Raw genomic sequence first — 24,639 nt, forward strand, 5'->3', positions numbered from 1 at the left:
CCGTTCGCTGCTTCCCGCGACCTTAATGCGTCGCGTCGCGGGGGAAAAGGTATGTCTGGCCAAGAGCCGGGCGGCACACTACCACTAGGGGCAATGAGACGCCTGAAAGGGAGAGGTGGCATGACCAGACTGCGCAGCATCGCGTTCGACCCGGTGGATCTGGATCCGCTGGCCACGGTGGCGGGCCATGTGGCGGTATTTGTGGGGGCGGACGGGAAGCTGGGGCGTGCGGCAAGGCGGCTGGACCGGCTGACGCGCGGCGCCCTGACGCGGGCCACCACGGCGGAAAGCTGGGCCAAGAAACCCGAGGGCGAGGGCGTGACGCTGGCTTGGCCTGCGGGCATGGCGGCCGAGGCGCTGCACCTGATCCGGCTGGAGCGCAGGCCCGGCCTGACCGAGGCGCGCCGCGCCGGGGCGTCGCTGGCGCGCATGGCGGGGGCCAAGCCGCTGGTGGTGCTGGCGGAAAATCTGGCGCGCGTGCCGCAGGTGGCGCTGGGTCTGGCGCTGCGCGGCTATGCCTTCACCGATCATAAAAGCGAGCGCGGCGAGCCGCTGGGGGCGGCAAGCTTCCAGTGCTCCAAGCCCGAAGAGGTGGCCGCCGCCGCCGCCCCGGTGTTGGCCGTGGCCGAAGGCGTGACCTTCACCCGCGATCTGGTGAACGAGCCCGCCAACGTGCTGACCACCACCGAATTCGCCACCCGGCTGGAGGCGCTGCGCGATCTGGGGGTGGAGGTCGAGGTGCTGGACGAGCCGCAGATGCGCGATCTGGGCATGAACGCGCTGCTGGCCGTGGGCGAAGGTTCGGCCTCGCCGTCGAAGCTGGTGGTGATGCGCTGGCGCGGCGCCGAGGATGCGCCGCTGGTGCTGGTGGGCAAGGGCGTGGTCTTTGACACGGGCGGGATTTCGCTGAAGCCCGGCGCGGGCATGGAAGACATGACCATGGACATGGGCGGCGCGGGTGTCGTCGCGGGCGTGATGAAGGCGCTGGCGCTGCGCAAGGCCAGCGCGCATGTGGTGGGGCTGGTCGGGCTGGTGGAAAACATGCCCTCCGGCACCGCGATGCGCCCCGGTGACGTGGTGCGGTCGATGAAGGGCGACACGATCGAGATCCTCAACACCGATGCCGAAGGCCGGCTCGTGCTCTGCGACGTGCTCTGGTATGCGCAGGAGGTGATCAAGCCCGCCGCGATGGTCGATCTGGCCACCCTGACCGGCGCCTGCATCGTGGCGCTGGGATACGAGAACGCCGCCGTCTATTCCAACGAGGACACGTTCTGCGGCCAGTTCCTGCGCACCGCCCAGACCGAGGGCGAGGGCGCGTGGCGGATGCCGCTGGCGCAGGCCTATGACGACATGCTGAAATCGCCCATCGCGGACATGAAGAACATCGGCGGCAGGCCCGGCGGGTCGATCACCGCCGCGCAGTTCCTCAAGCGTTTCGTCAAGGACGACGTGCCGTGGATCCATCTGGACATCGCCGGGGTCGCCTCGCTCAAGACCGACTCGCTGCTGGCGCCCAAGGGGGCGACCGGCTGGGGGGTGCTGACGCTGGACCGGCTGGTGCGCGCCCGGTTCGAGACGCGGCCCGAGGCCGAGACCGACGCGGAGGGCTGAGCCATGGGGGTGGCGATGTTCTACCACCTGACGCAGCGCCCGCTGGAGGCGACGCTGCCCATGCTGCTGGACCGCGCGCTGGCGGCGGGCTGGCGGGTGGTGGTGCGCGGCACCGATCCGGCGCGGCTGGACTGGCTGGATGAAAAGCTGTGGCTGGGGCCGGAGGACGGGTTCCTGCCGCATGGCCGCGCGGGCGGGCCGCATGACGCGCTGCAGCCCGTGCTGCTGACCGAACGGGGTGATCTGCCCAACGATCCCGCCTGCCTGATGGCGGTGGACGGCGCCGCCGTCTCCGCCGAGGAGGCGGGGCGGATGGAACGGACCTGCATCCTGTTCGACGGCAACGACACCCAGGCCCTGCAGGCGGCGCGCGGGCTGTGGCGCAGCCTGACCGCCGCAGGCTGTGCCGCGCAATACTGGTCCGAAGAGTCGGGCAGCTGGAAGAAAAAGGCGGAAAGCTGAGCGGGTCAGCCTCGTTCCAGCACCATCCGCCCGCCCGAGATTTCCAGCCGGTCGAAGCGCTGCAGATAGCTCATGCCCAGAAGCGACTGGCCCATCTCGCCGCCATTGACGAAGGCGCGGACGCCGCGATCCTCGAACGGCCCGAGCCCCACGCTGTCAAGCCGGACGGGGGCGGTCATCACCGCGCCATTGGCGGTCATCGCCTGCCCGTGAAAGATCAGATCCTCGGGGTGAAGGCCCGCGCGGCTTGCATCCTCGCGCGTCAGCACCATGCCGGTGGCGCCGGTATCGACCACGAAGCGCACCGGCACCGCGTTGATGTCGAGCGTCACATAGTAATGGCCGTCGGGGGCGCGGGGCAGTTCGACCCGCCCGGCCTCGGCAAAGACCGCCTGCTGCGGCATCACCGTGTGACGGATGTCTTCCCAGAGCCCGATCGCCGCCAGCACGGCGACAAAGATCAGCCCCCATGCCGCCAGCTGCTGCAGGCTTTTTGCCAGCTGGCCGCGATGCTGGACGAACATCCAGATCACCAGCACCGCCAGCAGCAGGCCCAGATAGCCCAGCCGTCCCAGATCAAAGCCTGACATCCGCGTTCCCCCGTCCTGCGTCCCGTCTGATGTAGGCGCGGGGCCGGGCTTCTGCCAGTCTCAGCCGAAGGCCGCCACGTCGCGCAGCCCGTCCAGCACGAACTGCACCGACAGCGCGGCCAGCAGCATGCCGAGCAGGCGGGTGACCACCACGATGCCGGTATGCCCCAGCGCCCGTTCCAGAAATCCCGCCGCCAGAAACAGGCCCAGCACCAGCGCCAGCACCACCAGCAGCACGCCCATCACCGCCAGCGCCCCCGGCAGCGAGCCGGTCTGCCCCACCAGCAGGATCATCGAGGCGATGGCCCCGGGACCGGCGATCAGCGGAATGGCCAGCGGAAACACCGATGGATCGGGCTGCGGCTCCGGCGTCGCCTTGTCCTCGCGCCGCCGGGTGCGGCGTTCGAACAGCATGTCGAGCGCGGTCAGGAACAGCAGGATGCCGCCCGCGATGCGGAAGGCGGGCATGGAGATGCCGATGAAACCCAGCACCGCCTCGCCAAAAAACGCGAACAGCGTGAGCACCAGCAGCGCGATCACGCAGGCCCGCACCGCCACCGCCCGGCGATGCGCCGCATCGGCACCGGGCGTCAGCGCGATGAACACGGGCGTCAGCCCGATCGGGTCGATCACCACAAAAAGCGTGGCAAAGGCGCTGATGAGAAAGGCCGGATCCATGCCCAACCCTAGCCCTGCGGCAGAGGGCTTGTCCATCGCGGCTTGGGACGGGCGCGCCGCGTCTGCGGCGGGTGGCGTCTGCGCGGGCAGCCCGCTCCCGGAAGGGGGGCCGCCCCGCGCCGTCAGCCCTGCCGCTGCGCGCCTTCCAGCTTTTCCAGCGCGCGTTCCCACATTGCCTCGGCGCGGTGCAGGCCTTCCATGACTTCCGCGTATTTGCGGTTCCATGTCTCCAGCTCTCCGGCGCGGCCCTCTTCGTAAAGCGAGGGGTTGGCAAGTTTCGCCGCCAGCTTTTCGCGCATGTCCTCGATCTTGGTCACGCGCTCCTCGCATTTGCGGGCCTCGGCGCGCAGCGCCATCAGCTCGTCCCGCGTGGCCTTGCGCGGCTTGGGCGCGGCCGGTTTTTCCGGCTTGGCGGGCTTGTCCTGCGTCAGCAGCAGCGTGCGGTAGGTGTCAAGGTCATCCTCGTAGGGCGTGACGGTGCCATCCTTGACCAGCCACAGCCGGTCCGCCACCAGCCCCAGCAGGTGCATGTCGTGGCTGACAAGGATCACCGCGCCGGAATAGGCGGTCAGCGCCTCGACCAGCGCCTCGCGGCTTTCGATGTCAAGGTGGTTGGTCGGTTCGTCAAGGATCAGCAGATGCGGCGCATCAAGCGTCGCCAGAAGCAGCGACAGCCGCGCCTTCTGCCCGCCGGACAGCCGCGCGACCTCGGTCTCCGCCTGCGCGGCCCCCAGTCCGAATCCCGCCAGCAGCGCCCGCAACTTGGAGGGCGGGCTGTCGGGGCGTTCGCGTTGCACATGCTGCAGCGGCGTCTCGTCCAGATGCAGCTCGTCGACCTGATGCTGGGCGAAATAGCCGATGCGCAGCTTGGAACTGCGCGCCATGGTGCCGCCCATCAGCTCCAGCCGGTCGGCCAGCAGCTTCGACAGGGTGGATTTGCCCTGACCGTTGCGCCCCAGAAGCGCGATGCGGTCGTCCTGATCGATGCGCAGCGACAGGTTCCGCAGCACCACGGTGTCGCCATAGCCGGTGGAGGCCTCCTCCAGCGCCAGAATCGGCGGCGACAGCATGTCGGGCTGCGGGAAGCTGAACACGCGCTTGGCGGCTTCCTCGGGGGCGGTGATCCGCTCCATCTTTTCGAGCATCTTGACGCGGGCCTGCGCCTGCCGCGCCTTGGAGGCGGTGGCGCGGAAGCGGTCGACAAAGCTCTGCAGATGGGCGCGGCGGTCATCCTGCTTGCGTGCCATGGCGGCGATCACCGCGCGGCGTTCGGCCCGGGTGCGCGCGAACGTGTCATAGGCGCCCTGATAAAGCGTCAGCTTGCGCTCCTCCAGATGCAGGATCGCCCCCACCGCGCGGTTCAGCAGGCCCCGGTCGTGGCTGATGACGATGACGGTATGCGGATAGCGCTGCAGATAGCTTTCCAGCCAGAGCGCGCCTTCAAGGTCCAGATAGTTGGTCGGTTCGTCGAGCAGCAGCAGGTCGGGTTCGGCAAAAAGCACCCCCGCCAGCGCCACGCGCATCCGCCAGCCGCCCGAGAAGGCCGAGCAGGGCCGCTGCTGCGCCGCCTCGTCAAAACCCAGCCCCTTGAGGATGGAGGCGGCCCGAGCCTCCGCCGACCAGGCGTCGATATCGACCAGCCGGGTCTGCACCTCGGCGATGCGATGCGCGTCGGTGGCCGTCTCGGCCTCGGCCATCAGATCGGCGCGTTCGGTGTCGGCGGCCAGCACCGTGTCGATCAGCGACACGTCCGAGGCGCGCGCCTCCTGTGCGACGCCGCCGATGCGGGCGCGGGCGGGCAGGTCGATGACCCCGCCATCCAGCGTAAGCTCGCCCCGGATCAGCCGGAACAGCGTGGTCTTGCCAGCACCGTTGGGCCCGACAAGCCCCACCTTGTGACCGGCGGGAATGGTGGCGGAGGCACCCTCGAACAGAGGGCGGCCTTCGACGGAATAAGAGATGTCTTCGATCCTGAGCATGGGCAGCCCTTAGCAGAGCCCGCGGGCGGACAAAATCCCCCATCGCAGTCGAGGCTGCGGCTTCTTCTTGGCAAAAATATCCCGGGGGGAGAGGCCGCAGGCCTCGGGGGGCAGCGCCCCCCTTCCTTCCGGGGCAGCTTCAGGGTCAGCGCCCGCCCCTGGGCCAGACGCGCTTGCCCCCTTCTGGGGCTTCCCAATCCCGCCGCCCCGTGTTAACGCCCACACCAGCGAATACCGGCCGGGCCCCTTGCCCGGCCTTGCGATATGGAGAGACTCAAATGTCCGTCGAACGCACCCTGTCGATCATCAAGCCCGACGCAACGCGCCGCAACCTGACCGGCAAGATCAATGCCAAGTTCGAAGAAGCGGGCCTGCGCATCATCGCGCAGAAGCGCATTCACCTGACCAAGGCTCAGGCTGGCGAATTCTACAAGGTTCACGCCGAGCGTCCCTTCTATGACGAACTCTGCGAGTTCATGGCCTCTGCCCCCGTCGTGGTGCAGGTGCTGGAAGGCGAAGGCGCCGTGGCCAAGAACCGTGAAGTGATGGGCGCCACCAACCCCGCCGATGCCGATGCGGGCACCATCCGCGCCGAATTCGCCGAGTCGGTTGGCGAAAACTCCGTGCACGGTTCGGACGCGCCGGAAACCGCCGCAGCCGAGATCGCCTATTTCTTCGCCGGGACCGAACTGGTCGGCTGACCTGTCCCGCGACATGATGCAGAAAGGGGCGCCAGTCTGGCGCCCCTTTTTTTGTGTGCGGGGTCAGGGTCGGGCAGGTTGAGCGCTCTGCGCTCACACGCGGCTGACTTCGGGACGCAGCTCCGGCTTGCCGTGCTGCTGTTCCAGCCAGCGGCGCAGCAGCGCCGTGTTGCGCAGGTTGGCGCGGAAGCCCACGTCGAAGATGTCACCCAGAAACGGCACGAGGCCGATCAGCCAGTCGACCCCCATATTGCCCGCCATCTGCGCCAGCAGGGGGTTTGGCGCCCCCATGTCGCGGGCTTCTTTCAGGATCCACACGGCGGGCAGCAGCGCCAGCGTGTCGCCGATCCCGGGCACGAGGCCCAGAATCGCATCCCAGCCCAGCCGGATGCGGGTGAAGGGCAGGCGGAAGGCGCGGTCCATGCGCCGCGCCAGCCGCTCTACCCGGGCCAGCCGGTCAAAATCCTGTGCGGCGGTCATCGGCCAGGTCCGGCTCAGACCGTGCGCGGGCCGGTGCGGGCGATGATCCAGATGGCATGCACGATGCCGGGGATATAGCCCAGAAGGGTCAGCAGGATGTTGATCCAGAAATGTTTGCCAAGCCCGACCTGCAGGAACACGCCAAGCGGCGGCAGCAGGATGGCGACGATGATGCGCACAAGATCCATTGTGAACTCCGTTTTCAAAAAAGGTCACGGATCCAACACGCGGGACCGGGGAAGGTTCCGTCGGTGCTCAGACGGGCGGGGCGGGCAGCACGCCGATGTCGTTCAGGATCGCCTCGATCCCCGCGGGGGGCGCGTCGGGCGCGCGCTTTGCGGCCACCCCCGCCACCAGCGCGTCGAAGCGCAGGCGCAGCGCCTCTTTTTCCTTGCCGCGGCAGTCGTTCCACGGGCGGCCCATCAGCGCCATGTGCAGCACGTAATAGCTGATGAAATGCGGACGGGTGCCCGAGGCCAGCAGGCGGCGGTAGGTTTCATCCGCGCCAAGCGCGCGCAGGGTTTCGGCATCGGGAATCCCGGCGCGGGCGCAGGCGGCTTCGGTTGCGGGGCCAAGGTTGCGCAGGCTGGAGACCGGGGTGCTCATGCTGCCTGCGCCCGTCCGGCGGCAAAGCTGCAGATCCGCTGCAGCGCCTCGGCCAGCAGGTCATCGGGCAGGGTCAGGGCCACGCGCACGAATCCCGCCGCCGAGGGGCCGAAGCTTTCGCCCGGCATTACCGCGATCCGCTGGCTGTCGAGCAGCGCCTCGGCGAAGCCTTCGCCAGAGAGCCCGGTGGCCCGGATGTCGAGGAACAGATACATCGCCCCGTCCGAGGGCATCAGCCGCACCACGCGCTGCGCGCCAAGGATCTGCCGCGCCAGATCGCGGCGGCGGCGGAAGGGGGCGGCGATGCGCTGTTCCAGATCGGGCCCTTGGGTCAGGGCGAAAAGTGCCGCGTCCTGAATATAGCCGGGCACGCCGTAGGTGGTGTTGGTGGCCAGATCGACCAGCGCCGCCAGGGCCTCTGCCGGGCCCGCCAGCCAGCCGATGCGGCTGCCGGTCATGGCGTGGCTTTTCGACAGCGAGCCCACCACCAGCGTGCGCTCGGCCATGCCGGGCAGGGCGCGCGGGCTCAGATGCTGGCCCTGCCAGATCTGGGTGTCATAGACCTCGTCGGAGATCAGCCACAGATCCTGCGCCTGCGCCACCTCGGCGATGCCTGCAAGCGTGGCGGCGGGATAGACGGCGCCCGTGGGATTGTTGGGGGTGTTGACCAGCAGCGAGGCGGCGCCGGTCTGCGCCGCGATCCGCGCCAGCGGGGCGGGATCGGGCAGGAAGCCGCGGGCGGGATCGGTGGGCACGGCCACGGGCCGCGCGCCTGCCGTGCGGATCGTGCCGGGATAGGTGACATAATAGGGCTCGACCATCAGGGCGGTCTGGCCGGGATCGCAGGCGGCCATATGGGCGGCAAACAGCGCCGACTGCCCGCCGGGGGTGACAAGCACGTTGTCGCGGGTGGTGGGCACGCCGGTGCGGCGGGTCAGGCGCGCGGCGATGGCATCGCGCAGCGCGGGAATGCCGGGCACCACGGCATAGCCGGTATGGCCGCCCCGCGCCGAGGCGCTGAGCGCGTCGAGAATCGCGGGATCGGTGCGGGCGTCCGGTTCGCCAATGGTCAGTTCGATCACGGCGGCACCCTGCGCCTTGAGCGCGCGGGCCTTGTAGAAGATGCCCCAGCCGTCGCTGCCGCCCGCATTGAGGCTGGAGATCCGGGAAGACAGGCTGGGCATGGGCGGGCTCCGATAGCTGCGTGCGGAGCCTGCCAGCGCGCTGCCAAAAGCGCAAGCGGGCTTGATGGTTTGGGTGGCGTCCGCTGGGGTTAAGGCGGAATTTATATGTCTGAACAGGCACTTAGGCTTCGGCGTTCGCTGCCCCGGAATTGACTTTCTGCCCGGTTGGGCGTAGCTCTTGGGCCTGCTGGACGAAATGGGCAGGTGGCCCCCGGGTCTGATCCCAGTGGCCGCTTTTTCGTTCCGCTCGCCTGGAGGGACAACGATAATATTCAGGCACGAAAGGTATCGAGCATGATCCTTGTTCACATCGAAGAAGAACTTTCCCGACTCGAACACGAGCGGGAGAGGATCGCGGTCTTGCTGCGGGAGTCCAGCGAGGCGCTGACGCGTCTGCTGCTGCAGCTGGAGGCGGGGGAAGGCACCAACAAGACGGAGGCTGGCAAACTGCTGGGCGATCTCCGCTACTGGCTGAGGGCTTCGCACGAAACGGAGGCGCAGATCGCCAATGTCAGACGTAAGCAGAAAGGGATCGCCGGAGACTGGGCGCTTGACCTTGACCGGGCCCGCCATGAGATCGGGTGCCGCATGGCTCGCCTCCGCCGGTGCTGCGGTGCAGGCGAGGTTTCTTGAGGATCTGACGGAGGGGGAGTGCCTTGCACTCCCCTTTCTGTTCGACTTCTGGGCCATGGACCACCAGCTGCCCCCCGAGGGGGACTGGCGGTCCTGGGTCATCATGGGCGGGCGCGGCGCGGGCAAGACCCGCGCCGGGTCGGAATGGGTGCGCGCGCAGGTCGAGGGCGCGCTGCCGCTTACGCCCGGGCGCTGCCGCCGCGTGGCGCTGGTGGGCGAAACGCTGGATCAGGTGCGCGAGGTGATGATCTTTGGCGAAAGCGGCATCCTTGCCTGTTCGCCCCCCGACCGGCGTCCCGACTGGAGCGCCACGCGCCGCTGTCTGGTCTGGCCCAATGGCGCCGAGGCCATGGCGTTTTCGGCGCATGATCCCGAGGGGCTGCGCGGCCCGCAGTTCGATGCGGCCTGGGTCGATGAACTGGCCAAGTGGAAAAAGGCGCGCGACACATGGGACATGCTGCAGTTTGCGCTGCGGCTGGGGGTGCATCCGCAGGTCTGTGTCACCACCACGCCGCGCAATGTCGGCGTGCTGAAAGATCTGCTGGCGCTGCCGTCGACCGTGGTGACGCGGGCGCGGACCGAGGCGAACCGCGCCAATCTGGCCGCCTCTTTCCTGGAGGAGGTGCGGGCGCGTTATGGCAACAGCCGTCTGGCCCGGCAGGAACTGGATGGCGTGCTGGTGAGCGATGTGGACGGCGCGCTCTGGACGCAGGAGGTGCTGGAGCGGGCGCAGGGCGCGGCGCTGCCCGAGGCGTTCGACCGGGTGGTGGTGGCGGTGGATCCGCCCGCCGGTGAGGGCAAGGCGGCGGATGCCTGCGGCATCGTGGTGGCGGGGGTGATCTGCGAGGGGCCGCCGCAGGCATGGCGTGCCGTGGTGCTGGAGGATGCCAGCGTGCAGGGGCTGGGGCCGCTGGGCTGGGCGGGGGCCGCGGTTGCGGCCTTTGAGCGCTGGCAGGCCGACCGGATCGTGGCGGAGGTCAATCAGGGGGGCGCCATGGTGGAGGCGGTGCTGCGGCAGGTGGCCCCCAACCTGCCGCTGCGCAAGGTCACGGCGACGCGCGGCAAGGTGCTGCGCGCCGAACCGGTGGCGGCGCTTTACGAGCAGGGGCGGGTCGGCCATGCCCGCGCCTTTCCCGCGCTGGAAGAGCAGATGGGGCTGATGACCGCGCGCGGCTATGAGGGGCAGGGATCGCCCGACCGGGTCGATGCGCTGGTCTGGGCGCTGACCGAGCTGATCTGCGGGGCGGCGGAGGGCTGGAAACGACCGGGCATCCGGTCGCTCTAGCCCTGTCGGGGCGGGGCTGGGGGCTCTGCCCCCGGCTGCGCCTGCGCGCAGCCTCCCCCGGGATATTTCAGGTCAGAAGAAACTGGGAGGGGGTGTTGCGCGCAGGGCGCGCGCCGGGGTCAAGCGGGGTTAATCCCGGCGGTGCAGAGTGGGCCTGTCTTCGGAAGCGATGAAGGAGCAGCGGGCGATGGTGTTTGAGTTTCTGCGGCGGGGGCGCGGCGGGGTGGAGGGGGCGGCGGAGGTCAAGGCCTCTGCCACCGGGCGTCTCTTTGCCTATCAGGGCGCGGGGCGGGTCGCCTGGTCGCCGCGCGACACCGCCTCGCTGAGCCGGGCGGGGTTTGTCGGCAATCCGGTGGGGTTCCGGGCGGTGAAGCTGATCGCGGAAGCCGCGGCGGCGCTGCCGCTGGTGCTGCAGGATCAGGACACGCGCTATGTCAGCCATCCGCTGCTGCGGCTGGTGCTGCTGCCCAATGCGGCACAGGGCAAGGCGGAGCTGTTCGAGGCGCTTTATGGCCAGCTTCTGCTGTCCGGAGACGCCTATCTGGAGGCGGTGTCGGCGGGGGACGGTCTGCCGCGCGAGCTGCATGTGCTGCGGTCGGACCGGATGCGGCTGGTGCCGGGGGCGGATGGCTGGCCGGTCGCCTATGATTATGTGGTGGACGGGCGCACGCATCGCTTTGACGTGAGCGGGGATATGCGCGCGGGCCGGGCTGCGCGAGGTGGATGTCAGCCGCCTGCATGGCTGGGTGCGCGGATATCTGGTCGCTCAGGTGGGCGAGGCGCGGCGTGCCCTGCAGCCCCTGATGCTGGCGCATGGCTTTGACGCCATCGAACGGGATGGTGCGCTGATCTTCCTGCCCCGCAGCGGACGGCGTGCGCTGCCGCTGGATCCGGCGGGCTTTGCGCTGAGCGAGGAAGTGGAGGGCGGGCTGGTGCAGTCGCGCGCCAGCGCTGCGGAACTGGCCGGTCGGGTGCGTCTGCGCTTCGTCGAAGCGGATGGCGATCATGCGGTGGTGGCCGAAGAGGCGGTGCTTCCCGACGACCGCACCCATGCCGTGGCCGAAACCGAGCTTGCCCTAACCCTGACCCGCGCCGAGGGGCGCATGGTCGCCGAACGCTGGCTGTCAGAGGCGCGGGTGGCGCGCGAGACCCTGCGCTTTGCCCTGCCGCCGTCGCAGCTGGCGCTGGGGGCGGGGGATGTGGTGTCGATCCCCGCCGCCTCTGGCCGGACGCTGGCGCGGATCGACCGGGTGGATCTGGGCGCGCAGCAGCTGGTGGAGGCGGTGCGGATCGAGCCGGACATCTACCTTCCGGCGGAGTTTGCCGACACGCCGCCCAGCCTGCGGCCCAGCGTGGCGGCGGCGCCGGTGCTGCCGCTGTTTCTGGACCTGCCGCTGATGGGCGGGGACGAGGTGCCGCATGCCCCGCATCTGGCGATTGCCGCCGATCCATGGCCGGGGGCGGTCGCGGTCTATGATGCGGCCACGGACAGCGACTATGTGCTGAACGAGGTCATTGCCGCCGCCACGGTCACCGGCGTGACCGAAGCCGATCTGCCCGCCCATCCCGCAGGCCGCATCGACCGCGGGGCGCCGCTGCGGATCCGGCTGCGCGGCGGCACGCTGCAATCGGTGTCGGACGCGGCACTGCTAGGGGGCGCCAACCTGCTCGCCATCGGCGATGGCAGCCCCGGCGCATGGGAGCTGCTGCAGTTCCGTGACGCGGCACTGGTGGCGCCGGGGGTCTGGCATATTGCGCATCGCCTGCGCGGGCAGCTTGGCACGGATGGCACGGCGCCCGCGCTCTGGCCTGCGGGATCGCGGGTGGTGGTGCTGGACGGGGCCGCGCAGCAGATCGCGCTGTCCCCCGCCGCCCGGGGGCAGGCACGACATTTCCGTATCGGCCCCGCCCGGCGCGGCTATGACGATCCGTCCTATGTGCATGTGGTCGCGGCGTTTGACGGCAATGGTCTGCGCCCCTACCGGCCCGCGCATCTGCGGGCGGAGCGGGCGGGGCCGGGGCTGACGCTGCGCTGGATCCGGCGCACCCGGATCGACGGCGATGGCTGGGACACCCCCGAAGTGCCGCTTGGCGAGGAAAGCGAGGCCTATCTGCTGCGCCTGTCGCAGGGCGGCACCCTGCTGCGCGAGGTGACGCTGGGCGCGCCCGTCTGGCAGATCAGCCCGGCGGCGGAGGGGCTGTCGGGGCTGATCGAGGTGCAGGTGGCGCAGATTTCTGCCCGCTACGGTCCGGGGCCCTTTGCCCGGCTGATCCTGTCGGTCTGATCCTGACCCGAAGGCGCGCTCCTCACCGGGCGCGCCTTTGGCCATTCATCACCGCAGCCGCTGCGTGCCATCACCGTTTTGCGTTTCAGCCGGGCCATCCTATCTGCTAGACTGGGCTGAACGGACGGAGAAAGACCATGGCCGAAACCCGGGCGAAGATCGCCGAACTGGACCCTGTCTGGGGTCGCATCACGCTGGAAGCCGAGGATGTCGTTTCCAGCGAGCCGCTGTTGGGCGGGCTTGTGCATTATTCCATCCTGCACCATCCCACCATCGAACGGGCGCTGGCCTATCGCATTTCGCTGAAGCTCGCCAATGGCGAGATGTCCGAGCAGATCCTGCGCGAAATCTGCGACGAGGCCTATGCCGCCGATCCGGCGCTGGCGCTGCGCGCACGGGCCGACATCCGCGCCACCTATGAACGCGATCCGGCCTGCCATCGCTATCTGCAGCCGCTGCTGTTCTTCAAGGGCTTTCAGGCGGTGCAGAGCCAGCGCGTGGCGCATTGGCTCTGGAATCAGGGGCGGCGTGACCTGTCCTATTTCTTCCAGATGCGGTCCTCCGAGGTGTTCGGGGTGGACATCCATCCGGCGGCGCGGATCGGGCAGGGCATCATGATCGACCACGCCCATTCCATCGTCATCGGGGAAACCGCCGTGGTGGGCGACGACGTGTCGATCCTGCATTCGGTGACGCTGGGCGGCACCGGCAAGGAGGACGAGGACCGTCACCCCAAGATCGGCAATGGCGTGCTGATCGGCGCTGGCGCCAAGGTGCTGGGCAATATCCGCGTGGGCGACGGGTCGCGCATCGCGGCGGGGTCGGTCGTGCTGGCCGATGTGCCGCCCTGCAAGACCGTGGCGGGGGTGCCTGCCAAGATCGTGGGCGAGGCGGGCTGCGACCAGCCCTCGCGGTCGATGGACCAGAAACTCACCGGCTGCAACTGCAGCGGCTGAGCCCTTGGCACGGCGCGGGGTAAGGCCCCCGCGCCCCGCTCCGTCACATGCCCGGCGCCGCGACCAGACCACGCGGCCTGCGGGCATCGAGCCACGCCACACCCAGCATCGCGATCCCCGCCAGCGACAGCACCGCGCCGACATGGCCGGTGGCCTGCCAGCCATGGCCAGCCGCCAGAGCCAGCCCCGCCAGCCACGGCCCCAGCGCGTTGGCGGCGTTGAAGGCGGCGTGGTTCAAGGCGGCGGCCAGCGTCTGCGCCTCTCCGGCGACATCCATCAGCCGCATCTGCAGCGGGATGGCAAGGCTGGCGGTCAGGCCAAGCGCCATTACCGTCACCGTCATCGCCACCCAGTTGCCGATCACCAGCGTATAGACCAGCGACATCAGCGTCATGCCGATGAGCAGCACCAGCGACGCGCCGAACCGCGACCAGTCGGTCAGCCGTCCGCCGACCCATGTGCCCGCCGTGGCGCCGACGCCAAAGGCCGACAGCGCCAGCGGAATGGCCCAAGACGGGGCAGAGGTCGCATCCAGCATCGCGGCGGTGAGATAGGCATAGACGGCAAACACCCCGCCAAAGCCGACCGCGCCCACCAGCAGCGTCATCCACACCGCGCGATTAGCCAGCGCACCCAGTTCCCGCAGCGGGCTGGGGGCTCGCCCTGTGCGCACATCCGGTGCCACCCGCGCGATCATCAGTGCAGAGGCGATGGCAAGCCCGGTCACGATCACGAAGCACCAGCGCCAGCCAAAGGCCTGCCCGATGGCCCCGGCCAGCGGCACACCCACCACATTGGCGATGGTCAGCCCCATCAGCACCTGCGCCACCCCGGCGCCCTTGCGTCCGGGCGGCGAGAATTCGGCGGCAAACAGCATCGCGATGCCCAGAAAGGCGCCATGGGGCAGCCCCGCCAGAAACCGCGCCGCCACCAGCAGCGGCAGGCTCGGCGCCAGCACCGCCATCACATTCGCAACGGCAAAAAGCGCCATCAGCAGGATCAGCAGCGTCTTGCGCGAGACCAGCGCACCCAGCACCGCCAGCACCGGCGCGCCCACCACCACCCCCAGCGCATAGGCGCTGACGGCATGGCCGGCCTCGGGTTCGGTCACACCCAGATCGGCGGCGTAATAGGGCAGCAGCCCCATCGCGGCAAATTCGGTGACACCGATGGCAAAGGCCCCCAGCGCAAGCGAGAGGATCGTCAGCGTCGCCTGACGGTCTTGTAAGGCCATGGTCTGCTCCGGTCTGTCGGGGGTGCCCGTTCGGGGTAAGAATCCGCCGCACTGCGGCACGCGGCGGAGATTAGCCCGTGTGAGCGCCACCACAACCGGCAGCAGGCTCAAGGGTGCCATGCATAAGCTGCATGCCGGATGCCGCATTCCCTTGTGCCGGAGGGGCGTCGAGATCGTTTGGCCCCCTTGCCCAAGCGCGCGGATCAGCCGCCTGCGGCGGCAGGCGCGGCGGCAGATCCCGAACATAAAAAGCCCCGGGAAACTGTGCGTTTCCCGGGGCCTAAATCTTGGTGGAAAACGCCCCCGAACGGAGGGCGTCTCCTAGGTCACACGATCAGGCTCAGGCCAGCATCAGCATCGGGGATTCAAGGTTGTCCACGATGGCCTGCAGCAGTTCGGCCCCCAGCGCGCCGTCGATCACGCGGTGGTCGACCGACAGCGTCACCGACATCACCGTCGCCACGCTGAGTTCGCCATCCGCACCGACGACGGGCTTCTTGACGCCCGCGCCCACGGCAAGGATCGCGCCATGCGGCGGGTTGATCACGGCATCGAAATTGTCGACGCCATACATGCCAAGGTTGGAGATCGCGAAGGTGCCGCCGGAATATTCATGCGGCGCCAGCTTCTTGTTGCGGGCGCGGCCTGCCAGATCCTTCATCTCTGCCGACAGGGCCGACAGCGATTTCATCTCGGCATCCTTGAGCACGGGCGTGAACAGCCCGCCCTCGATGGCCACGGCCACGGCCACATCCGACGGCTTCAGCTTCAGGATGCGGTCGCCAGCCCAGACCGCATTTGCGGCGGGCACCTGCTGCAGCGCCAGCGCGCAGGCCTTGATGACGAAGTCATTGACCGACAGCTTCACGCCGCGCGCTTCCAGCTGCTTGTTCAGCTGGCTGCGGAATTTCAGCAGCGCGTCCAGCTTGATGTCCCGGCGCAGATAGAAATGCGGGATGGTCTGCTTGGCCTCGGTCAGACGGGCGGCCACGGTGCGGCGCATGCCGTCCAGCTTGACCTCCTCGAACTCCCGGCCCTCGTACATCTTCTTGACGGCATCGGCGCTGGCACCGGTGGGCATCGCCGCCTTGGCGGGCTCGGCGGCTTTCGGCGCCTCGGCCGCCTTGGCCTCGGCTGCAGCCGGAGCCGCCTCGGGCTTGGCATTCTCCACATCGGCCTTCACGATGCGGCCATGCGGGCCCGAGCCCTTGATGCGGCCCAGATCCAGACCCTTTTCCGCCGCGATCCGCCGCGCCAGCGGCGAGGCGAAGACGCGCTCGCCGGAGGATGCCTCCGCCGGAGCCGGTGCCGGGGTGGCGGGCGTGGCCGCCGCGGCTTTCGCCTCGGGGGCTGCGGCCTTCGCCTCGGTCTTGGCTTCCGGCTTGGGGGCAGGGGCCTCGGCCTTCGGCGCAGAGATGTCCTCGGCGCTTTCGCCCTCTTCCAGCAGCACGGCGATGGGGGTGTTGACCTTCACCCCGTCGCTGCCTTCCGCGATCAGGATCTTGCCGATCACGCCTTCATCGACCGCCTCGAATTCCATCGTGGCCTTGTCGGTCTCGATTTCCGCGAGGATATCCCCCGAGGAAACGGTGTCGCCTTCCTTCACCAGCCATTTGGCCAGCGTGCCTTCCTCCATCGTGGGGGACAGCGCTGGCATCAGGATTTCCGTGGGCATGACGCGCTCCTTACCGGTAGGTGACTTGCTTCACGGCCTCGATCACCTCGGCGGTGGTCACCAGCGCGTGTTTTTCGAGATTGGCCGCATAGGGCATGGGCACGTCCTTGCCGGTGCAGTTGATCACCGGGGCATCAAGCCAGTCAAAGGCGTTCATCATGATATAGGCCGACAGATGGTTGCCGATGGATCCCACCGGCCAGCCCTCTTCCACGGTCACGCAGCGGTTGGTCTTCTTCACCGACTCGATGACAGTGCCGTAATCGATGGGCCGCAGCGTGCGCAGGTCGATCACCTCGGCAGAGATGCCCTCTTCGGCCAGTTTGTCGGCGGCTTCCAGCGCGTATTGCATGCCGATGCCGAAGGAGACGATGGTCACGTCCGTGCCTTCGCGCCAGATGCGGGCCTTGCCGAAGGGCACGGTGAAATCGTCCATCTCCGGCACGTCGAAGGACCGGCCATAGAGGATTTCATTCTCGAGGAAGATCACCGGGTTCGGATCGCGGATCGCACTTTTCAGCAGACCCTTGGCGTCCGAGGCCGAATAGGGCATCGCCACCTTCAGGCCCGGCACCATGGAATACCATGCCGCGTAATCCTGGCTGTGCTGCGCGCCCACGCGGGCGGCGGCGCCGTTCGGACCGCGGAACACGATCGGACAGCCCATCTGGCCCCCGGACATGTACAGCGTCTTGGCGGCGGAGTTGATGATCTGGTCAATCGCCTGCATGGCGAAGTTGAAGGTCATGAATTCCACGATGGGCTTCAGCCCGCCAAAGGCGGCCCCGACCCCGATCCCGGCAAAGCCGTGTTCGGTGATCGGCGTGTCGATGACCCGGCGGTCGCCGAATTCATCCAGCAGGCCCTGCGTCACCTTGTAGGCGCCCTGATATTCCGCGACCTCTTCGCCCATGACGAAGACATTCGCGTCGCCGCGCATCTCTTCGGCCATGGCATCGCGCAGCGCTTCGCGCACGGTCTGGGATTTCAGCTTGGTGCCTTCGGGCCAGTCCGGCTCCACCGCGCGCGCCTTGGGCGTCGCGGGGGCAGAGGCGGGAGCCGCCTCGGTGGGCGCGGCGGGCGTCTCCTCGGCGGGCGCTTCGGGCGCCTTGGCTTCGGCGTCGCCCGAGGCCGCTTCGGCGTCCTCGACGCTTTCGCCTTCCTCGACCATCACCGCGATGGGGGTGTTGACCTTCACCCCTTCGGTGCCCTCGGCCACCAGCAGCTTGCCGACGATGCCTTCATCGACCGCCTCGAATTCCATCGTGGCCTTGTCGGTCTCGATCTCCGCGAGGATATCCCCCGAGGAAACGGTGTCGCCTTCCTTCACCAGCCATTTGGCCAGCGTGCCTTCCTCCATGGTCGGGGAAAGCGCGGGCATGAGAATTTGGGTTGCCATAGACGTTCGTCCTCCTGCCTCAGGCCTTGACCGCGTCGCCCTGGGGCAGGGCGTCGGCGTAGATGTCGGTCCAGAGTTCCTCAAGCGCGGGCTCCGGGCTTTCCTTCGCGAATTCCGCCGAAGCGTTCACGATGTCCTTGATCTCCTTGTCGATCGCTTTCAGATCGTCTTCGGAGGCATGTTTGCCCTGCAGCAGCAGGTCGCGCACGTTCTGGATCGGGTCGCGCTCGTCGCGCATCTTCTGCACTTCCTCGCGCGTCCGGTATTTCGCCGGATCGGACATGGAATGCCCGCGATAGCGATAGGTCTTGATCTCGAGGATATACGGACCCTTGCCGGCGCGGCAATGCGCCACGGCCTTCTCGCCCGCTTCCTTCACCGCCAGCACGTCCATGCCGTCGACCACCTCGCCGGGAATGCCGAAAGGCGCGCCGCGGGTGTGGATGTCCTCGGTCGAGGTCGACCGCTTCTGCGAGGTGCCCATGGCATACTGGTTGTTCTCGATGACGAAGACCACCGGCAGCTTCCAGAGCGAGGCCATGTTGAAGGTCTCGTAAACCTGCCCCTGATTGGCCGCACCATCGCCGAAATAGGTGAAGGTGACGCGGTCATTGCCCAGATAGCGGTCGGCAAAGGACAGACCCGCCCCCAGCGGCACCTGCGCGCCCACGATGCCATGGCCGCCGTAGAAATGCTTCTCGCGGCTGAACATGTGCATGGACCCGCCCTTGCCGCGGGAATAGCCGCCCTCGCGGCCGGTCAGTTCGGCCATGACCCCGTTGGGATCCATGCCGCAGGCCAGCATATGGCCGTGGTCCCGATACGAGGTGACGCGCTTGTCGCCCTCGCTTGCCGCGGCTTCAAGCCCGACGACCACGGCTTCCTGACCGATGTAAAGATGACAGAACCCGCCGATGAGCCCCATGCCATACAGTTGTCCCGCCTTTTCTTCGAAACGGCGGATCAGCAGCATGTCACGGTAATATTGCTTGAGCTCCTCGGGCGAGACATTCGGCTTCGCGGCTGGCTTCCTGGCGGCCATGCGCTTCTCCCCAACTAGTTTAGTGTTAAACTTTCCCCGTCAGACTATAAGCCCGCGCCGCCAGTGTCAAAGGCCGCAGGCTGTCCGCACCCGCAAAAATCGCGCGGCCCTCCGCCGCGCCGCGCGGTCCTGCGGTTCCATTGGCCTGAAATATCCCGGGGGAGGCGGCGCCCGCGCCGCCCGGGGGCAGCGCCCCCGTCCCGCCAGACCGCGCGCGCGACGCGTCCCTCAGCGGACGAGGATCTCGTCGGGGCGGATCATGCCCAGCACGTCGCGCGCCTGCTGGTCCAGCAGGTCAAGATCAAGGTAATCGTCCGACAGGCGCCGCGTCAGGTTTTCCATCCGCGCCACCTCGGCATCCAGCTCGCTCAGCTGCAGCGCCAGCTTCTCGCCCTCGACGATGATCTCGGCGCGGCGGAACAGCCCGTAATCGCCCTGCACCGCGGCAAAGATGAAATAGCCCGACAGGCTCAGCGTGATGCCCGCATAGATCACCCCGCCAAAAGCCGGTTTGCGTCTGCCTGTCATGTGGCTGTCCTTCCTGCCCGCGCGCCCCGCCAGCCGGATCTCTGCGGATCCGTCCCGACCATGGTCGAATCATGACACGGGCGCGCGGCGCAGGAAAACCCCCGCCGCGCGCCCGCGCGCTTTTTCGCCCGGAGCGTGGCCTTTCGGCCCGCCCGCCGCCCTCAGCCGAGCGCGGCAACCCCCGGCAGCGCCTTGCCTTCCATCCATTCCAGAAAGGCACCGCCCGCGGTGGAGATATAGGTGAAATCCTCTGCCGCCCCGGCCTTGTTCAGCGCGGACACGGTATCGCCGCCACCCGCCACCGACACCAGATCGCCCCGCGCGGTCAGCTTCGCGGCATGGGCCGCAGCGGCATTGGTCGCGGCATCAAACGGCGCGATCTCGAACGCGCCAAGCGGGCCGTTCCAGATCAGCGTCTGCGCCCGGTCCAGCGCCGCCTTCACCGCCGCCACGCTTTCGGGCCCGGCATCCAGAATCATCGCATCCTCGGGGCATTGCGCCACCGGCACCACCTCGGAGGGGGCATGCTCGCGGAATTCGCGGGCCACCACCACATCGACGGGCAGCAGGATCTCGCAGCCCGCCGCTTCGGCCTTCACCAGAATCTCGCGCGCGGTCTCGGCCAGATCATGCTCGCAGAGCGACTTGCCCACGGCCACGCCCTGAGCCGCCAGAAAGGTGTTGGCCATGCCGCCCCCGATCACCAGCATGTCGACCTTGGCCACCAGATTGCCCAGCAGATCAAGCTTGGTCGACACCTTGGCGCCGCCGATCACCGCCAGCACCGGACGCTTGGGGGTGCCAAGTGCCGCCTCCAGCGCCTCCAGCTCGGCCTGCATCAGCCGCCCCGCGCAGGCGGGCAGCAGCCGCGCCAGCGCCTCGGTGGAACTGTGGGCACGGTGCGCCGCCGAAAACGCGTCATTGCAGTAGACATCGCCAAGTGCCGCGAACCGCGCCGCCAGATCGGGATCGTTCTTTTCCTCGCCGGGCTCGAAACGGGTGTTCTCCAGCAGCACCACCGCGCCCGCCGGGCAGGCGGCGATCGCCGCCTCGGCGCCGTCCAGCGTCGTGAACAGCACCTCGGTGCCAAAGGCCGCCTTCAGCGCGGGCACCAGCATCTGCAGCGACATCTCCGGCACCACCTGACCCTTGGGGCGGCCAAAATGCGCCAGCAGGACCGGAATGCCGCCGCGCGACAGGATGTCCTGCACGGTGGGGGCCACGCGCTCGATGCGGGTGGCGTCGGTCACCACGCCGCTGTCCACGGGCACGTTGATGTCGACCCGGGTCAGCACGCGCTTGCCGTCCAGATCCATATCGTCGAGGGTCTTCCAGGCCATGTCGGTCCTCCTGATCTCGTCTTCGTGATGGTCTGCCCCGGACGGGCGCAGAGGTCAATGGCGCGCCGCGCTGCGCTTGGCTTTCCCGACAAGCGGCACTAGATCAGGGCGCAATGCCTGCCATAGGGAGTGACGACATGGCCGATATCAAAGATCCCGAAAACACCATCGTGATGGAGCTGAAAGGCGGCTCGGTGGTGATCGAACTGCTGCCCGACGTGGCGCCCAAACATGCCGAACGGATGAAGGAACTGGCCCGCGCCGGGGCCTATGACAATGTCTGCTTCCACCGCGTGATCGAGGGCTTCATGGCCCAGACCGGCGATGTCGAAAACGGCAACATGGAAAAAGACTTCAACCTGCGCCGCGCGGGCACGGGCGGGTCGGATCTGCCCGATCTTCCGGCGGAATTCTCCAAGCTGCCGCATGACCGGGGCACGCTGGGGGCGGCCCGCAGCCAGAACCCGAACAGCGCCAATTCGCAGTTCTTCATCAATTTCAGCGACAACCACTTCCTGAACGGGCAATACACCGTCTATGGCCGGGTGATCTCGGGGATGGAGCATGTGGATGCCATCACCCGCGGCGAGCCGCCCGCCAGCCCCGACCGCATGATCTCCGTCAAGGTCGCCGCCGATGCGTAGCCTCGCGCTGGCCTTCTGCGTTCTGGCCTCGCCCGCGCTGGCGGCGGGGCTTGACGTGCAGGTGGAGGGCGAGGGCGCCACGGGCACCTTCCATATCGAGCTTTACGACGATGTGGCGCCCGAACATGCCGCGCGGATCGTGGCGCTGGCGGAAAGCGGCGCCTATGACGGCGTGGTGTTCCACCGGGTGATCGAGGGCTTCATGGCCCAGACCGGCGATGTGCAATATGGCAAATCCGGCGCCGACATGCGGCTGGCGGGCACCGGCGGATCGGACATGCCCGATCTGGCGGCAGAATTCTCCGACCGCACCTTCGCCCGGGGCGTGGTGGGCATGGCCCGCTCGCAGAACCCCAACAGCGCCAATTCGCAGTTCTTCATCATGTTCGCCCCGGCGCCGCATCTTGACGGCCAGTATACCGCCGTGGGTGAAGTGACCTCCGGCATGGAGGTGGTGGACGCGATCAAGCGGGGCGAGGGCCGCAATGGCGCCGTGCTTGGCGAACCCGACGTGATGACCCGCGTCACGGTCACCGAGTGACCCGCGTCACGGTCACCGACTGACCTGCGCAGGGGCGGCATCTGCCGCCCCCGCTTTTTCGCGACGGCCACCGCCGCCCGCCATCCGCAGCGGCAGGCGGCGCGCCAGCGGCACCAGCGCCTGCGCCCGCAGCCATGTGCCCCCCAGCCGGTGTGGCGCCGCCCCGGTGCCCAGCTTGAACCGCGCCAGCCCCGCCGCCGCCTCGCTGTCGAGGATCCCCAGATCCAGCCTTGTGTGACCACGCTCCGCCAGCCAGACCATGGCCGACCACAGCAGCAGGGTCATGGCATGGCAGGCCCGGCCCTCGGGCAGGGTCACCCCGCACTGCCATGTGGCCATGGGGCCGTGCCGCAGCACCGCAATCGCCGCCACCGGCTTCTGCCGCTGCTCCGCCTGCCAGATCAGCGCCCGCCCGGGATTGGCCGCCGCAAACGCCTCCAGATAGGCGGGGGGCAGGCCGCGATAGCCCCGCGCCCGGGCCTGCGCCGCCTCCGCCGCCAGCAGCCAGTGCCCGCGCGCCAGCGGCATGCGGCGGATCACCAGCCCCAGTCCCTCCGCCCGGTTCAGCCGGTTGCGCCATTTCTGCGCCAGCCGTGCCCGCATCTCCGCCGCGGGCCCCAGATCCAGCAGCGCCAGCGTGGCGGGGGTCAGCAGCGGCCAGAACCCCGCAGCGCGCAGCGCCTCCGCCCCCAGCCCTTCGGCATTCAGCAGCATCGGCCCGCCGCGCAGCCCCGCCAGCCAGTCCTGCAGCAGACCATCCTCCGCCGCCACCGGCCCGCGCGAGATCAGCCGCACCGCGCCCAGCCCCCAGACCTGCCGCGCCTGCGCCCGCCAGACCAGCCGCTCCGCCCCGGCGGCCCCGATGCGCCCCTCGCTGCAAGCAACCCCCAGCAGCGCGCAGCTGCGCGCATGTTCCACGGATTGGGGCAGGGGCAGCAGCAAACCGGAATCAGCCATGCCGCCATTAACCGCAAAATTACCTGCAGCCCCGTTAATGCCCGCCATGACCCAGCCCGGACCCCGCCGCCCCCGCCTTCACGCCCCCGCGCCGCGCCTTGCCCCCGGGGCGGCGCTGCTGCTGGCCTTGCTGCTGTCCTTGCCCTTCGCTTTGCTCGCGCTGCTTGACCTGCTGTTCTGACTGCCGCCCTTCATCTTGCCCGGCAAACTCCGGGGGAGTCGCGCCCTGCGCGACGGGGGCAGCGCCCCCTGCCACCACGACGCGCGGTGCGGCCCTTCGGGTCTTTCCCCCGTCCCGCATCCATGCAATAGGGGGGCGCCAACCGATACCCTCCCAAGGAGCCGCCCCCATGGAGATTCGCGAGGCCCTCACCTTCGACGATGTTCTGCTTGTTCCCGCTGCGTCCAGCGTCCTGCCCTCCACGGCGGACACCCGGACCTGGGTCACGCGCGAGATTGCGCTCAACATCCCGCTGCTGTCCTCGGCCATGGACACGGTGACCGAGGCCCGCATGGCCATCACCATGGCGCAGGCCGGCGGCATCGGGGTGATCCATAAAAACCTCGACGTGCAGCGCCAGTCGCAGGAGGTGCGCCGGGTCAAGCGTTTCGAATCCGGCATCGTCTACAACCCGGTCACGCTGAGCCCGGACCAGACGCTGGCCGATGCGCAGGCCCTGACCGACCGTTACGGCTTCACCGGCTTTCCGGTGGTGGACGAACGGCACCGCGTCGTGGGCATCGTCACCAACCGCGACATGCGCTTCGCCCAGCATCCCGACACGCCGGTGCGGGTGATGATGACCTCCGACAATCTCGCGATCCTGCGCGAACCCGCCGACCGCGACGAGGCGATCAGCCTGATGCGCGCGCGGCGCATCGAAAAGCTGCTGGTCACCGATGCCGAGGGCAAGCTGACCGGGCTGCTGACGCTCAAGGATACCGAAAAGGCCGTGCTCAACCCCACCGCCTGCAAGGATGATCTGGGCCGCCTGCGCGTTGCCGCCGCCACTTCGGTGGGGGATTCGGGCTTCGAGCGGACCGAGGCGCTGGTGGATGCCGAGGTAGACATCGTGGTGGTCGACACCGCGCATGGCCATTCCGCCGGGGTGCTGGAGGCGGTGCGCCGCGCCAAGATGCTGTCGAACCGCGTGCAGGTCATCGCAGGCAATGTCGCCACCGCCGAGGCCACCCGCGCGCTGATCGACGCAGGGGCCGACGCGGTCAAGGTCGGCATCGGGCCGGGCTCCATCTGCACCACCCGCATGGTGGCGGGCGTGGGCGTGCCGCAGCTGACCGCGATCATGGACTGCGCGCAGGCGGCGGGCGGCGTGCCGGTCATCGCCGATGGCGGCATCAAGTTCTCGGGCGATTTCGCCAAGGCCATCGCGGCGGGCGCGTCCTGCGCCATGGTCGGCTCGATGATCGCGGGCACCGATGAGGCCCCGGGCGAGGTCATCCTTTATCAGGGCCGCAGCTTCAAATCCTATCGCGGCATGGGCAGCCTTGGCGCCATGGCGCGCGGCTCGGCGGACCGCTATTTCCAGAAGGATGCGGCCTCTGACAAGCTGGTGCCGGAAGGCATCGAGGGTCAGGTGCCCTACAAGGGCTCGGCGGGGGCGGTGATTCACCAGCTGGTCGGCGGTCTGCGTGCCGCCATGGGCTATACCGGCAATGCCACGGTCGAAGAGATGCGCCGCAACTGCACCTTCGTGAAGATCACCAATGCCGGTCTGTCGGAAAGCCATGTGCATGACGTGCAGATCACCCGCGAATCCCCCAATTACCGGATCGGCTGAGCGGATGGCGGTTCTGGGACGGCGCCC

General features: G+C 68.6%; 24 protein-coding genes and 2 pseudogenes. 12 read left to right on the forward strand and 14 right to left on the reverse strand.

Features of this window, described 5'->3' with window-relative positions:
• The first annotated feature begins 120 nt into the window (after window positions 1–120).
• A complete protein-coding gene (locus BLR51_RS22115; RefSeq protein WP_089851095.1) occupies window positions 121–1,614 on the forward strand; it encodes a leucyl aminopeptidase in 1,494 nt (497 codons plus the stop codon).
• A 3-nt stretch (window positions 1,615–1,617) separates the two neighbouring features.
• Window positions 1,618–2,076 carry a DNA polymerase III subunit chi gene (locus tag BLR51_RS22120; RefSeq protein WP_089851098.1) on the forward strand — a complete coding sequence of 153 codons (459 nt, stop codon included), beginning with the start codon at window positions 1,618–1,620 and terminating at the stop codon, window positions 2,074–2,076.
• A gap of 5 nt (window positions 2,077–2,081) precedes the next feature.
• On the opposite strand, the gene BLR51_RS22125 is transcribed toward BLR51_RS22120, so the two are convergent.
• The 3 genes from BLR51_RS22125 to BLR51_RS22135 form a co-directional block, all read right to left on the reverse strand.
• On the reverse strand, window positions 2,082–2,666 hold the full coding sequence (locus BLR51_RS22125; RefSeq protein WP_089851100.1) for a retropepsin-like aspartic protease family protein: 585 nt from the start codon (window positions 2,664–2,666) through the stop codon (window positions 2,082–2,084).
• A gap of 60 nt (window positions 2,667–2,726) precedes the next feature.
• A complete protein-coding gene (locus BLR51_RS22130) occupies window positions 2,727–3,344 on the reverse strand; it encodes a MarC family protein (RefSeq protein WP_089851102.1) in 618 nt (205 codons plus the stop codon).
• A 122-nt stretch (window positions 3,345–3,466) separates the two neighbouring features.
• Entirely contained in the window at window positions 3,467–5,323 is a 1,857-nt protein-coding gene (locus BLR51_RS22135) for an ABC-F family ATP-binding cassette domain-containing protein (protein WP_089851104.1), read from the reverse strand.
• A 278-nt stretch (window positions 5,324–5,601) separates the two neighbouring features.
• Between BLR51_RS22135 and ndk the strand changes: the two genes are divergently transcribed.
• On the forward strand, window positions 5,602–6,024 hold the full coding sequence (gene ndk, locus BLR51_RS22140) for a nucleoside-diphosphate kinase (protein ID WP_089851105.1): 423 nt from the start codon (window positions 5,602–5,604) through the stop codon (window positions 6,022–6,024).
• Between the two features lie 93 nt (window positions 6,025–6,117).
• Here the strand turns inward: ndk and BLR51_RS22145 are convergent, their stop codons facing one another.
• From BLR51_RS22145 to BLR51_RS22160, 4 genes are all read right to left on the reverse strand, one after another.
• On the reverse strand, window positions 6,118–6,504 hold the full coding sequence (locus BLR51_RS22145; protein ID WP_089851107.1) for a DUF4112 domain-containing protein: 387 nt from the start codon (window positions 6,502–6,504) through the stop codon (window positions 6,118–6,120).
• A 14-nt stretch (window positions 6,505–6,518) separates the two neighbouring features.
• A complete protein-coding gene (locus tag BLR51_RS22150) occupies window positions 6,519–6,692 on the reverse strand; it encodes a YqaE/Pmp3 family membrane protein (protein WP_089851109.1) in 174 nt (57 codons plus the stop codon).
• A 67-nt stretch (window positions 6,693–6,759) separates the two neighbouring features.
• On the reverse strand, window positions 6,760–7,110 hold the full coding sequence (locus BLR51_RS22155) for a TfoX/Sxy family protein (RefSeq protein ID WP_089851111.1): 351 nt from the start codon (window positions 7,108–7,110) through the stop codon (window positions 6,760–6,762).
• Window positions 7,107–8,294, reverse strand: a complete 1,188-nt coding sequence (locus BLR51_RS22160) for a pyridoxal phosphate-dependent aminotransferase (RefSeq protein ID WP_089851113.1) — start codon at window positions 8,292–8,294, stop codon at window positions 7,107–7,109. Before BLR51_RS22160 ends, BLR51_RS22155 begins: the two co-directional genes overlap by 4 nt.
• A 294-nt stretch (window positions 8,295–8,588) precedes the next feature.
• Between BLR51_RS22160 and BLR51_RS22165 the strand changes: the two genes are divergently transcribed.
• The 5 genes and pseudogenes from BLR51_RS22165 (at window position 8,589) to cysE (ending at window position 13,453) form a co-directional block, all read left to right on the forward strand.
• Window positions 8,589–8,927 carry a hypothetical protein gene (locus tag BLR51_RS22165; RefSeq protein WP_089851115.1) on the forward strand — a complete coding sequence of 113 codons (339 nt, stop codon included), beginning with the start codon at window positions 8,589–8,591 and terminating at the stop codon, window positions 8,925–8,927.
• Entirely contained in the window at window positions 8,866–10,212 is a 1,347-nt protein-coding gene (locus tag BLR51_RS22170; protein WP_089851116.1) for a DNA-packaging protein, read from the forward strand. The genes BLR51_RS22165 and BLR51_RS22170 overlap by 62 nt, the downstream gene beginning before the upstream one ends.
• A 187-nt stretch (window positions 10,213–10,399) precedes the next feature.
• Window positions 10,400–10,903 (forward strand): annotated as a pseudogene (locus tag BLR51_RS22175) (phage portal protein); the annotation flags it as partial.
• Window positions 10,899–12,497, forward strand: a pseudogene (locus tag BLR51_RS22180) (phage tail protein); the annotation flags it as partial. The pseudogenes BLR51_RS22175 and BLR51_RS22180, both read left to right, overlap by 5 nt.
• A 137-nt stretch (window positions 12,498–12,634) precedes the next feature.
• Entirely contained in the window at window positions 12,635–13,453 is an 819-nt protein-coding gene (cysE, locus tag BLR51_RS22185; RefSeq protein ID WP_089851122.1) for a serine O-acetyltransferase, read from the forward strand.
• 43 nt (window positions 13,454–13,496) lie between these two features.
• Here cysE and BLR51_RS22190 read toward each other — a convergent pair whose 3' ends face one another.
• The 6 genes from BLR51_RS22190 to BLR51_RS22215 all read right to left on the reverse strand — a co-directional run bounded on the left by BLR51_RS22190 (window position 13,497) and on the right by BLR51_RS22215 (window position 20,671).
• On the reverse strand, window positions 13,497–14,687 hold the full coding sequence (locus tag BLR51_RS22190) for an MFS transporter (RefSeq protein WP_089851124.1): 1,191 nt from the start codon (window positions 14,685–14,687) through the stop codon (window positions 13,497–13,499).
• Window positions 14,688–15,027: 340 nt separating this feature from the next.
• Entirely contained in the window at window positions 15,028–16,362 is a 1,335-nt protein-coding gene (locus BLR51_RS22195; RefSeq protein WP_089851127.1) for a pyruvate dehydrogenase complex dihydrolipoamide acetyltransferase, read from the reverse strand.
• 10 nt (window positions 16,363–16,372) lie between these two features.
• Complete coding sequence (locus tag BLR51_RS22200; protein ID WP_089851128.1) at window positions 16,373–17,761, reverse strand: pyruvate dehydrogenase complex E1 component subunit beta; 1,389 nt, start codon at window positions 17,759–17,761, stop codon at window positions 16,373–16,375.
• A gap of 19 nt (window positions 17,762–17,780) precedes the next feature.
• Window positions 17,781–18,803 (reverse strand): pyruvate dehydrogenase (acetyl-transferring) E1 component subunit alpha, encoded by a 1,023-nt coding sequence (pdhA, locus tag BLR51_RS22205; RefSeq protein WP_089851130.1) that lies wholly within the window; start codon window positions 18,801–18,803, stop codon window positions 17,781–17,783.
• Window positions 18,804–19,031: 228 nt separating this feature from the next.
• Complete coding sequence (locus tag BLR51_RS22210) at window positions 19,032–19,331, reverse strand: FtsB family cell division protein (protein WP_089851132.1); 300 nt, start codon at window positions 19,329–19,331, stop codon at window positions 19,032–19,034.
• Window positions 19,332–19,492: 161 nt separating this feature from the next.
• Complete coding sequence (locus BLR51_RS22215; protein ID WP_089851134.1) at window positions 19,493–20,671, reverse strand: phosphoglycerate kinase; 1,179 nt, start codon at window positions 20,669–20,671, stop codon at window positions 19,493–19,495.
• A 137-nt stretch (window positions 20,672–20,808) separates the two neighbouring features.
• Between BLR51_RS22215 and BLR51_RS22220 the strand changes: the two genes are divergently transcribed.
• Together BLR51_RS22220 and BLR51_RS22225 are read left to right on the forward strand one after the other, a co-directional pair.
• Window positions 20,809–21,315 carry a peptidylprolyl isomerase gene (locus BLR51_RS22220; protein WP_089851136.1) on the forward strand — a complete coding sequence of 169 codons (507 nt, stop codon included), beginning with the start codon at window positions 20,809–20,811 and terminating at the stop codon, window positions 21,313–21,315.
• Window positions 21,308–21,856: a peptidylprolyl isomerase gene (locus tag BLR51_RS22225; protein WP_089851138.1), complete on the forward strand. Its 549-nt coding sequence runs from the start codon at window positions 21,308–21,310 to the stop codon at window positions 21,854–21,856. Before BLR51_RS22220 ends, BLR51_RS22225 begins: the two co-directional genes overlap by 8 nt.
• Window positions 21,857–21,868: 12 nt before the next feature.
• On the opposite strand, the gene BLR51_RS28505 is transcribed toward BLR51_RS22225, so the two are convergent.
• Window positions 21,869–22,813 carry a GNAT family N-acetyltransferase gene (locus BLR51_RS28505; protein WP_089851140.1) on the reverse strand — a complete coding sequence of 315 codons (945 nt, stop codon included), beginning with the start codon at window positions 22,811–22,813 and terminating at the stop codon, window positions 21,869–21,871.
• Between the two features lie 46 nt (window positions 22,814–22,859).
• Between BLR51_RS28505 and BLR51_RS28510 the strand changes: the two genes are divergently transcribed.
• Both BLR51_RS28510 and guaB read left to right on the forward strand, forming a co-directional pair.
• The gene (locus tag BLR51_RS28510) at window positions 22,860–22,994 is read left to right on the forward strand and encodes a hypothetical protein (RefSeq protein WP_269062119.1); all 135 of its coding nucleotides are present in this window, start codon (window positions 22,860–22,862) and stop codon (window positions 22,992–22,994) included.
• Between the two features lie 169 nt (window positions 22,995–23,163).
• The gene (guaB, locus tag BLR51_RS22235; RefSeq protein WP_089851142.1) at window positions 23,164–24,612 is read left to right on the forward strand and encodes an IMP dehydrogenase; all 1,449 of its coding nucleotides are present in this window, start codon (window positions 23,164–23,166) and stop codon (window positions 24,610–24,612) included.
• Window positions 24,613–24,639 lie beyond the last annotated feature (27 nt).

This window comes from Salipiger marinus, assembly GCF_900100085.1.
Lineage (GTDB): Bacteria > Pseudomonadota > Alphaproteobacteria > Rhodobacterales > Rhodobacteraceae > Salipiger > Salipiger marinus.

What these genes read in the sequence shown, in the direction of transcription:
- BLR51_RS28510 (WP_269062119.1), top strand. Translation starts at nt 22,860, where the DNA reads ATGACCCAGCCCGGACCCCGCCGCCCCCGCCTTCACGCCCCCGCGCCG.
- BLR51_RS22130 (WP_089851102.1), bottom strand. Translation starts at nt 3,344, where the DNA reads ATGGATCCGGCCTTTCTCATCAGCGCCTTTGCCACGCTTTTTGTGGTG.
- BLR51_RS22145 (WP_089851107.1), bottom strand. Translation starts at nt 6,504, where the DNA reads ATGACCGCCGCACAGGATTTTGACCGGCTGGCCCGGGTAGAGCGGCTG.
- BLR51_RS22125 (WP_089851100.1), bottom strand. Translation starts at nt 2,666, where the DNA reads ATGTCAGGCTTTGATCTGGGACGGCTGGGCTATCTGGGCCTGCTGCTG.
- BLR51_RS22200 (WP_089851128.1), bottom strand. Translation starts at nt 17,761, where the DNA reads ATGGCAACCCAAATTCTCATGCCCGCGCTTTCCCCGACCATGGAGGAA.
- BLR51_RS22120 (WP_089851098.1), top strand. Translation starts at nt 1,618, where the DNA reads ATGGGGGTGGCGATGTTCTACCACCTGACGCAGCGCCCGCTGGAGGCG.
- BLR51_RS22115 (WP_089851095.1), top strand. Translation starts at nt 121, where the DNA reads ATGACCAGACTGCGCAGCATCGCGTTCGACCCGGTGGATCTGGATCCG.
- BLR51_RS22150 (WP_089851109.1), bottom strand. Translation starts at nt 6,692, where the DNA reads ATGGATCTTGTGCGCATCATCGTCGCCATCCTGCTGCCGCCGCTTGGC.
- BLR51_RS22190 (WP_089851124.1), bottom strand. Translation starts at nt 14,687, where the DNA reads ATGGCCTTACAAGACCGTCAGGCGACGCTGACGATCCTCTCGCTTGCG.
- BLR51_RS28505 (WP_089851140.1), bottom strand. Translation starts at nt 22,813, where the DNA reads ATGGCTGATTCCGGTTTGCTGCTGCCCCTGCCCCAATCCGTGGAACAT.
- BLR51_RS22195 (WP_089851127.1), bottom strand. Translation starts at nt 16,362, where the DNA reads ATGCCCACGGAAATCCTGATGCCAGCGCTGTCCCCCACGATGGAGGAA.
- BLR51_RS22160 (WP_089851113.1), bottom strand. Translation starts at nt 8,294, where the DNA reads ATGCCCAGCCTGTCTTCCCGGATCTCCAGCCTCAATGCGGGCGGCAGC.
- BLR51_RS22215 (WP_089851134.1), bottom strand. Translation starts at nt 20,671, where the DNA reads ATGGCCTGGAAGACCCTCGACGATATGGATCTGGACGGCAAGCGCGTG.
- pdhA (WP_089851130.1), bottom strand. Translation starts at nt 18,803, where the DNA reads ATGGCCGCCAGGAAGCCAGCCGCGAAGCCGAATGTCTCGCCCGAGGAG.
- ndk (WP_089851105.1), top strand. Translation starts at nt 5,602, where the DNA reads ATGTCCGTCGAACGCACCCTGTCGATCATCAAGCCCGACGCAACGCGC.
- BLR51_RS22170 (WP_089851116.1), top strand. Translation starts at nt 8,866, where the DNA reads ATGAGATCGGGTGCCGCATGGCTCGCCTCCGCCGGTGCTGCGGTGCAG.
- BLR51_RS22225 (WP_089851138.1), top strand. Translation starts at nt 21,308, where the DNA reads ATGCGTAGCCTCGCGCTGGCCTTCTGCGTTCTGGCCTCGCCCGCGCTG.
- BLR51_RS22155 (WP_089851111.1), bottom strand. Translation starts at nt 7,110, where the DNA reads ATGAGCACCCCGGTCTCCAGCCTGCGCAACCTTGGCCCCGCAACCGAA.
- BLR51_RS22210 (WP_089851132.1), bottom strand. Translation starts at nt 19,331, where the DNA reads ATGACAGGCAGACGCAAACCGGCTTTTGGCGGGGTGATCTATGCGGGC.
- guaB (WP_089851142.1), top strand. Translation starts at nt 23,164, where the DNA reads ATGGAGATTCGCGAGGCCCTCACCTTCGACGATGTTCTGCTTGTTCCC.
- BLR51_RS22220 (WP_089851136.1), top strand. Translation starts at nt 20,809, where the DNA reads ATGGCCGATATCAAAGATCCCGAAAACACCATCGTGATGGAGCTGAAA.
- BLR51_RS22135 (WP_089851104.1), bottom strand. Translation starts at nt 5,323, where the DNA reads ATGCTCAGGATCGAAGACATCTCTTATTCCGTCGAAGGCCGCCCTCTG.
- BLR51_RS22165 (WP_089851115.1), top strand. Translation starts at nt 8,589, where the DNA reads ATGATCCTTGTTCACATCGAAGAAGAACTTTCCCGACTCGAACACGAG.
- cysE (WP_089851122.1), top strand. Translation starts at nt 12,635, where the DNA reads ATGGCCGAAACCCGGGCGAAGATCGCCGAACTGGACCCTGTCTGGGGT.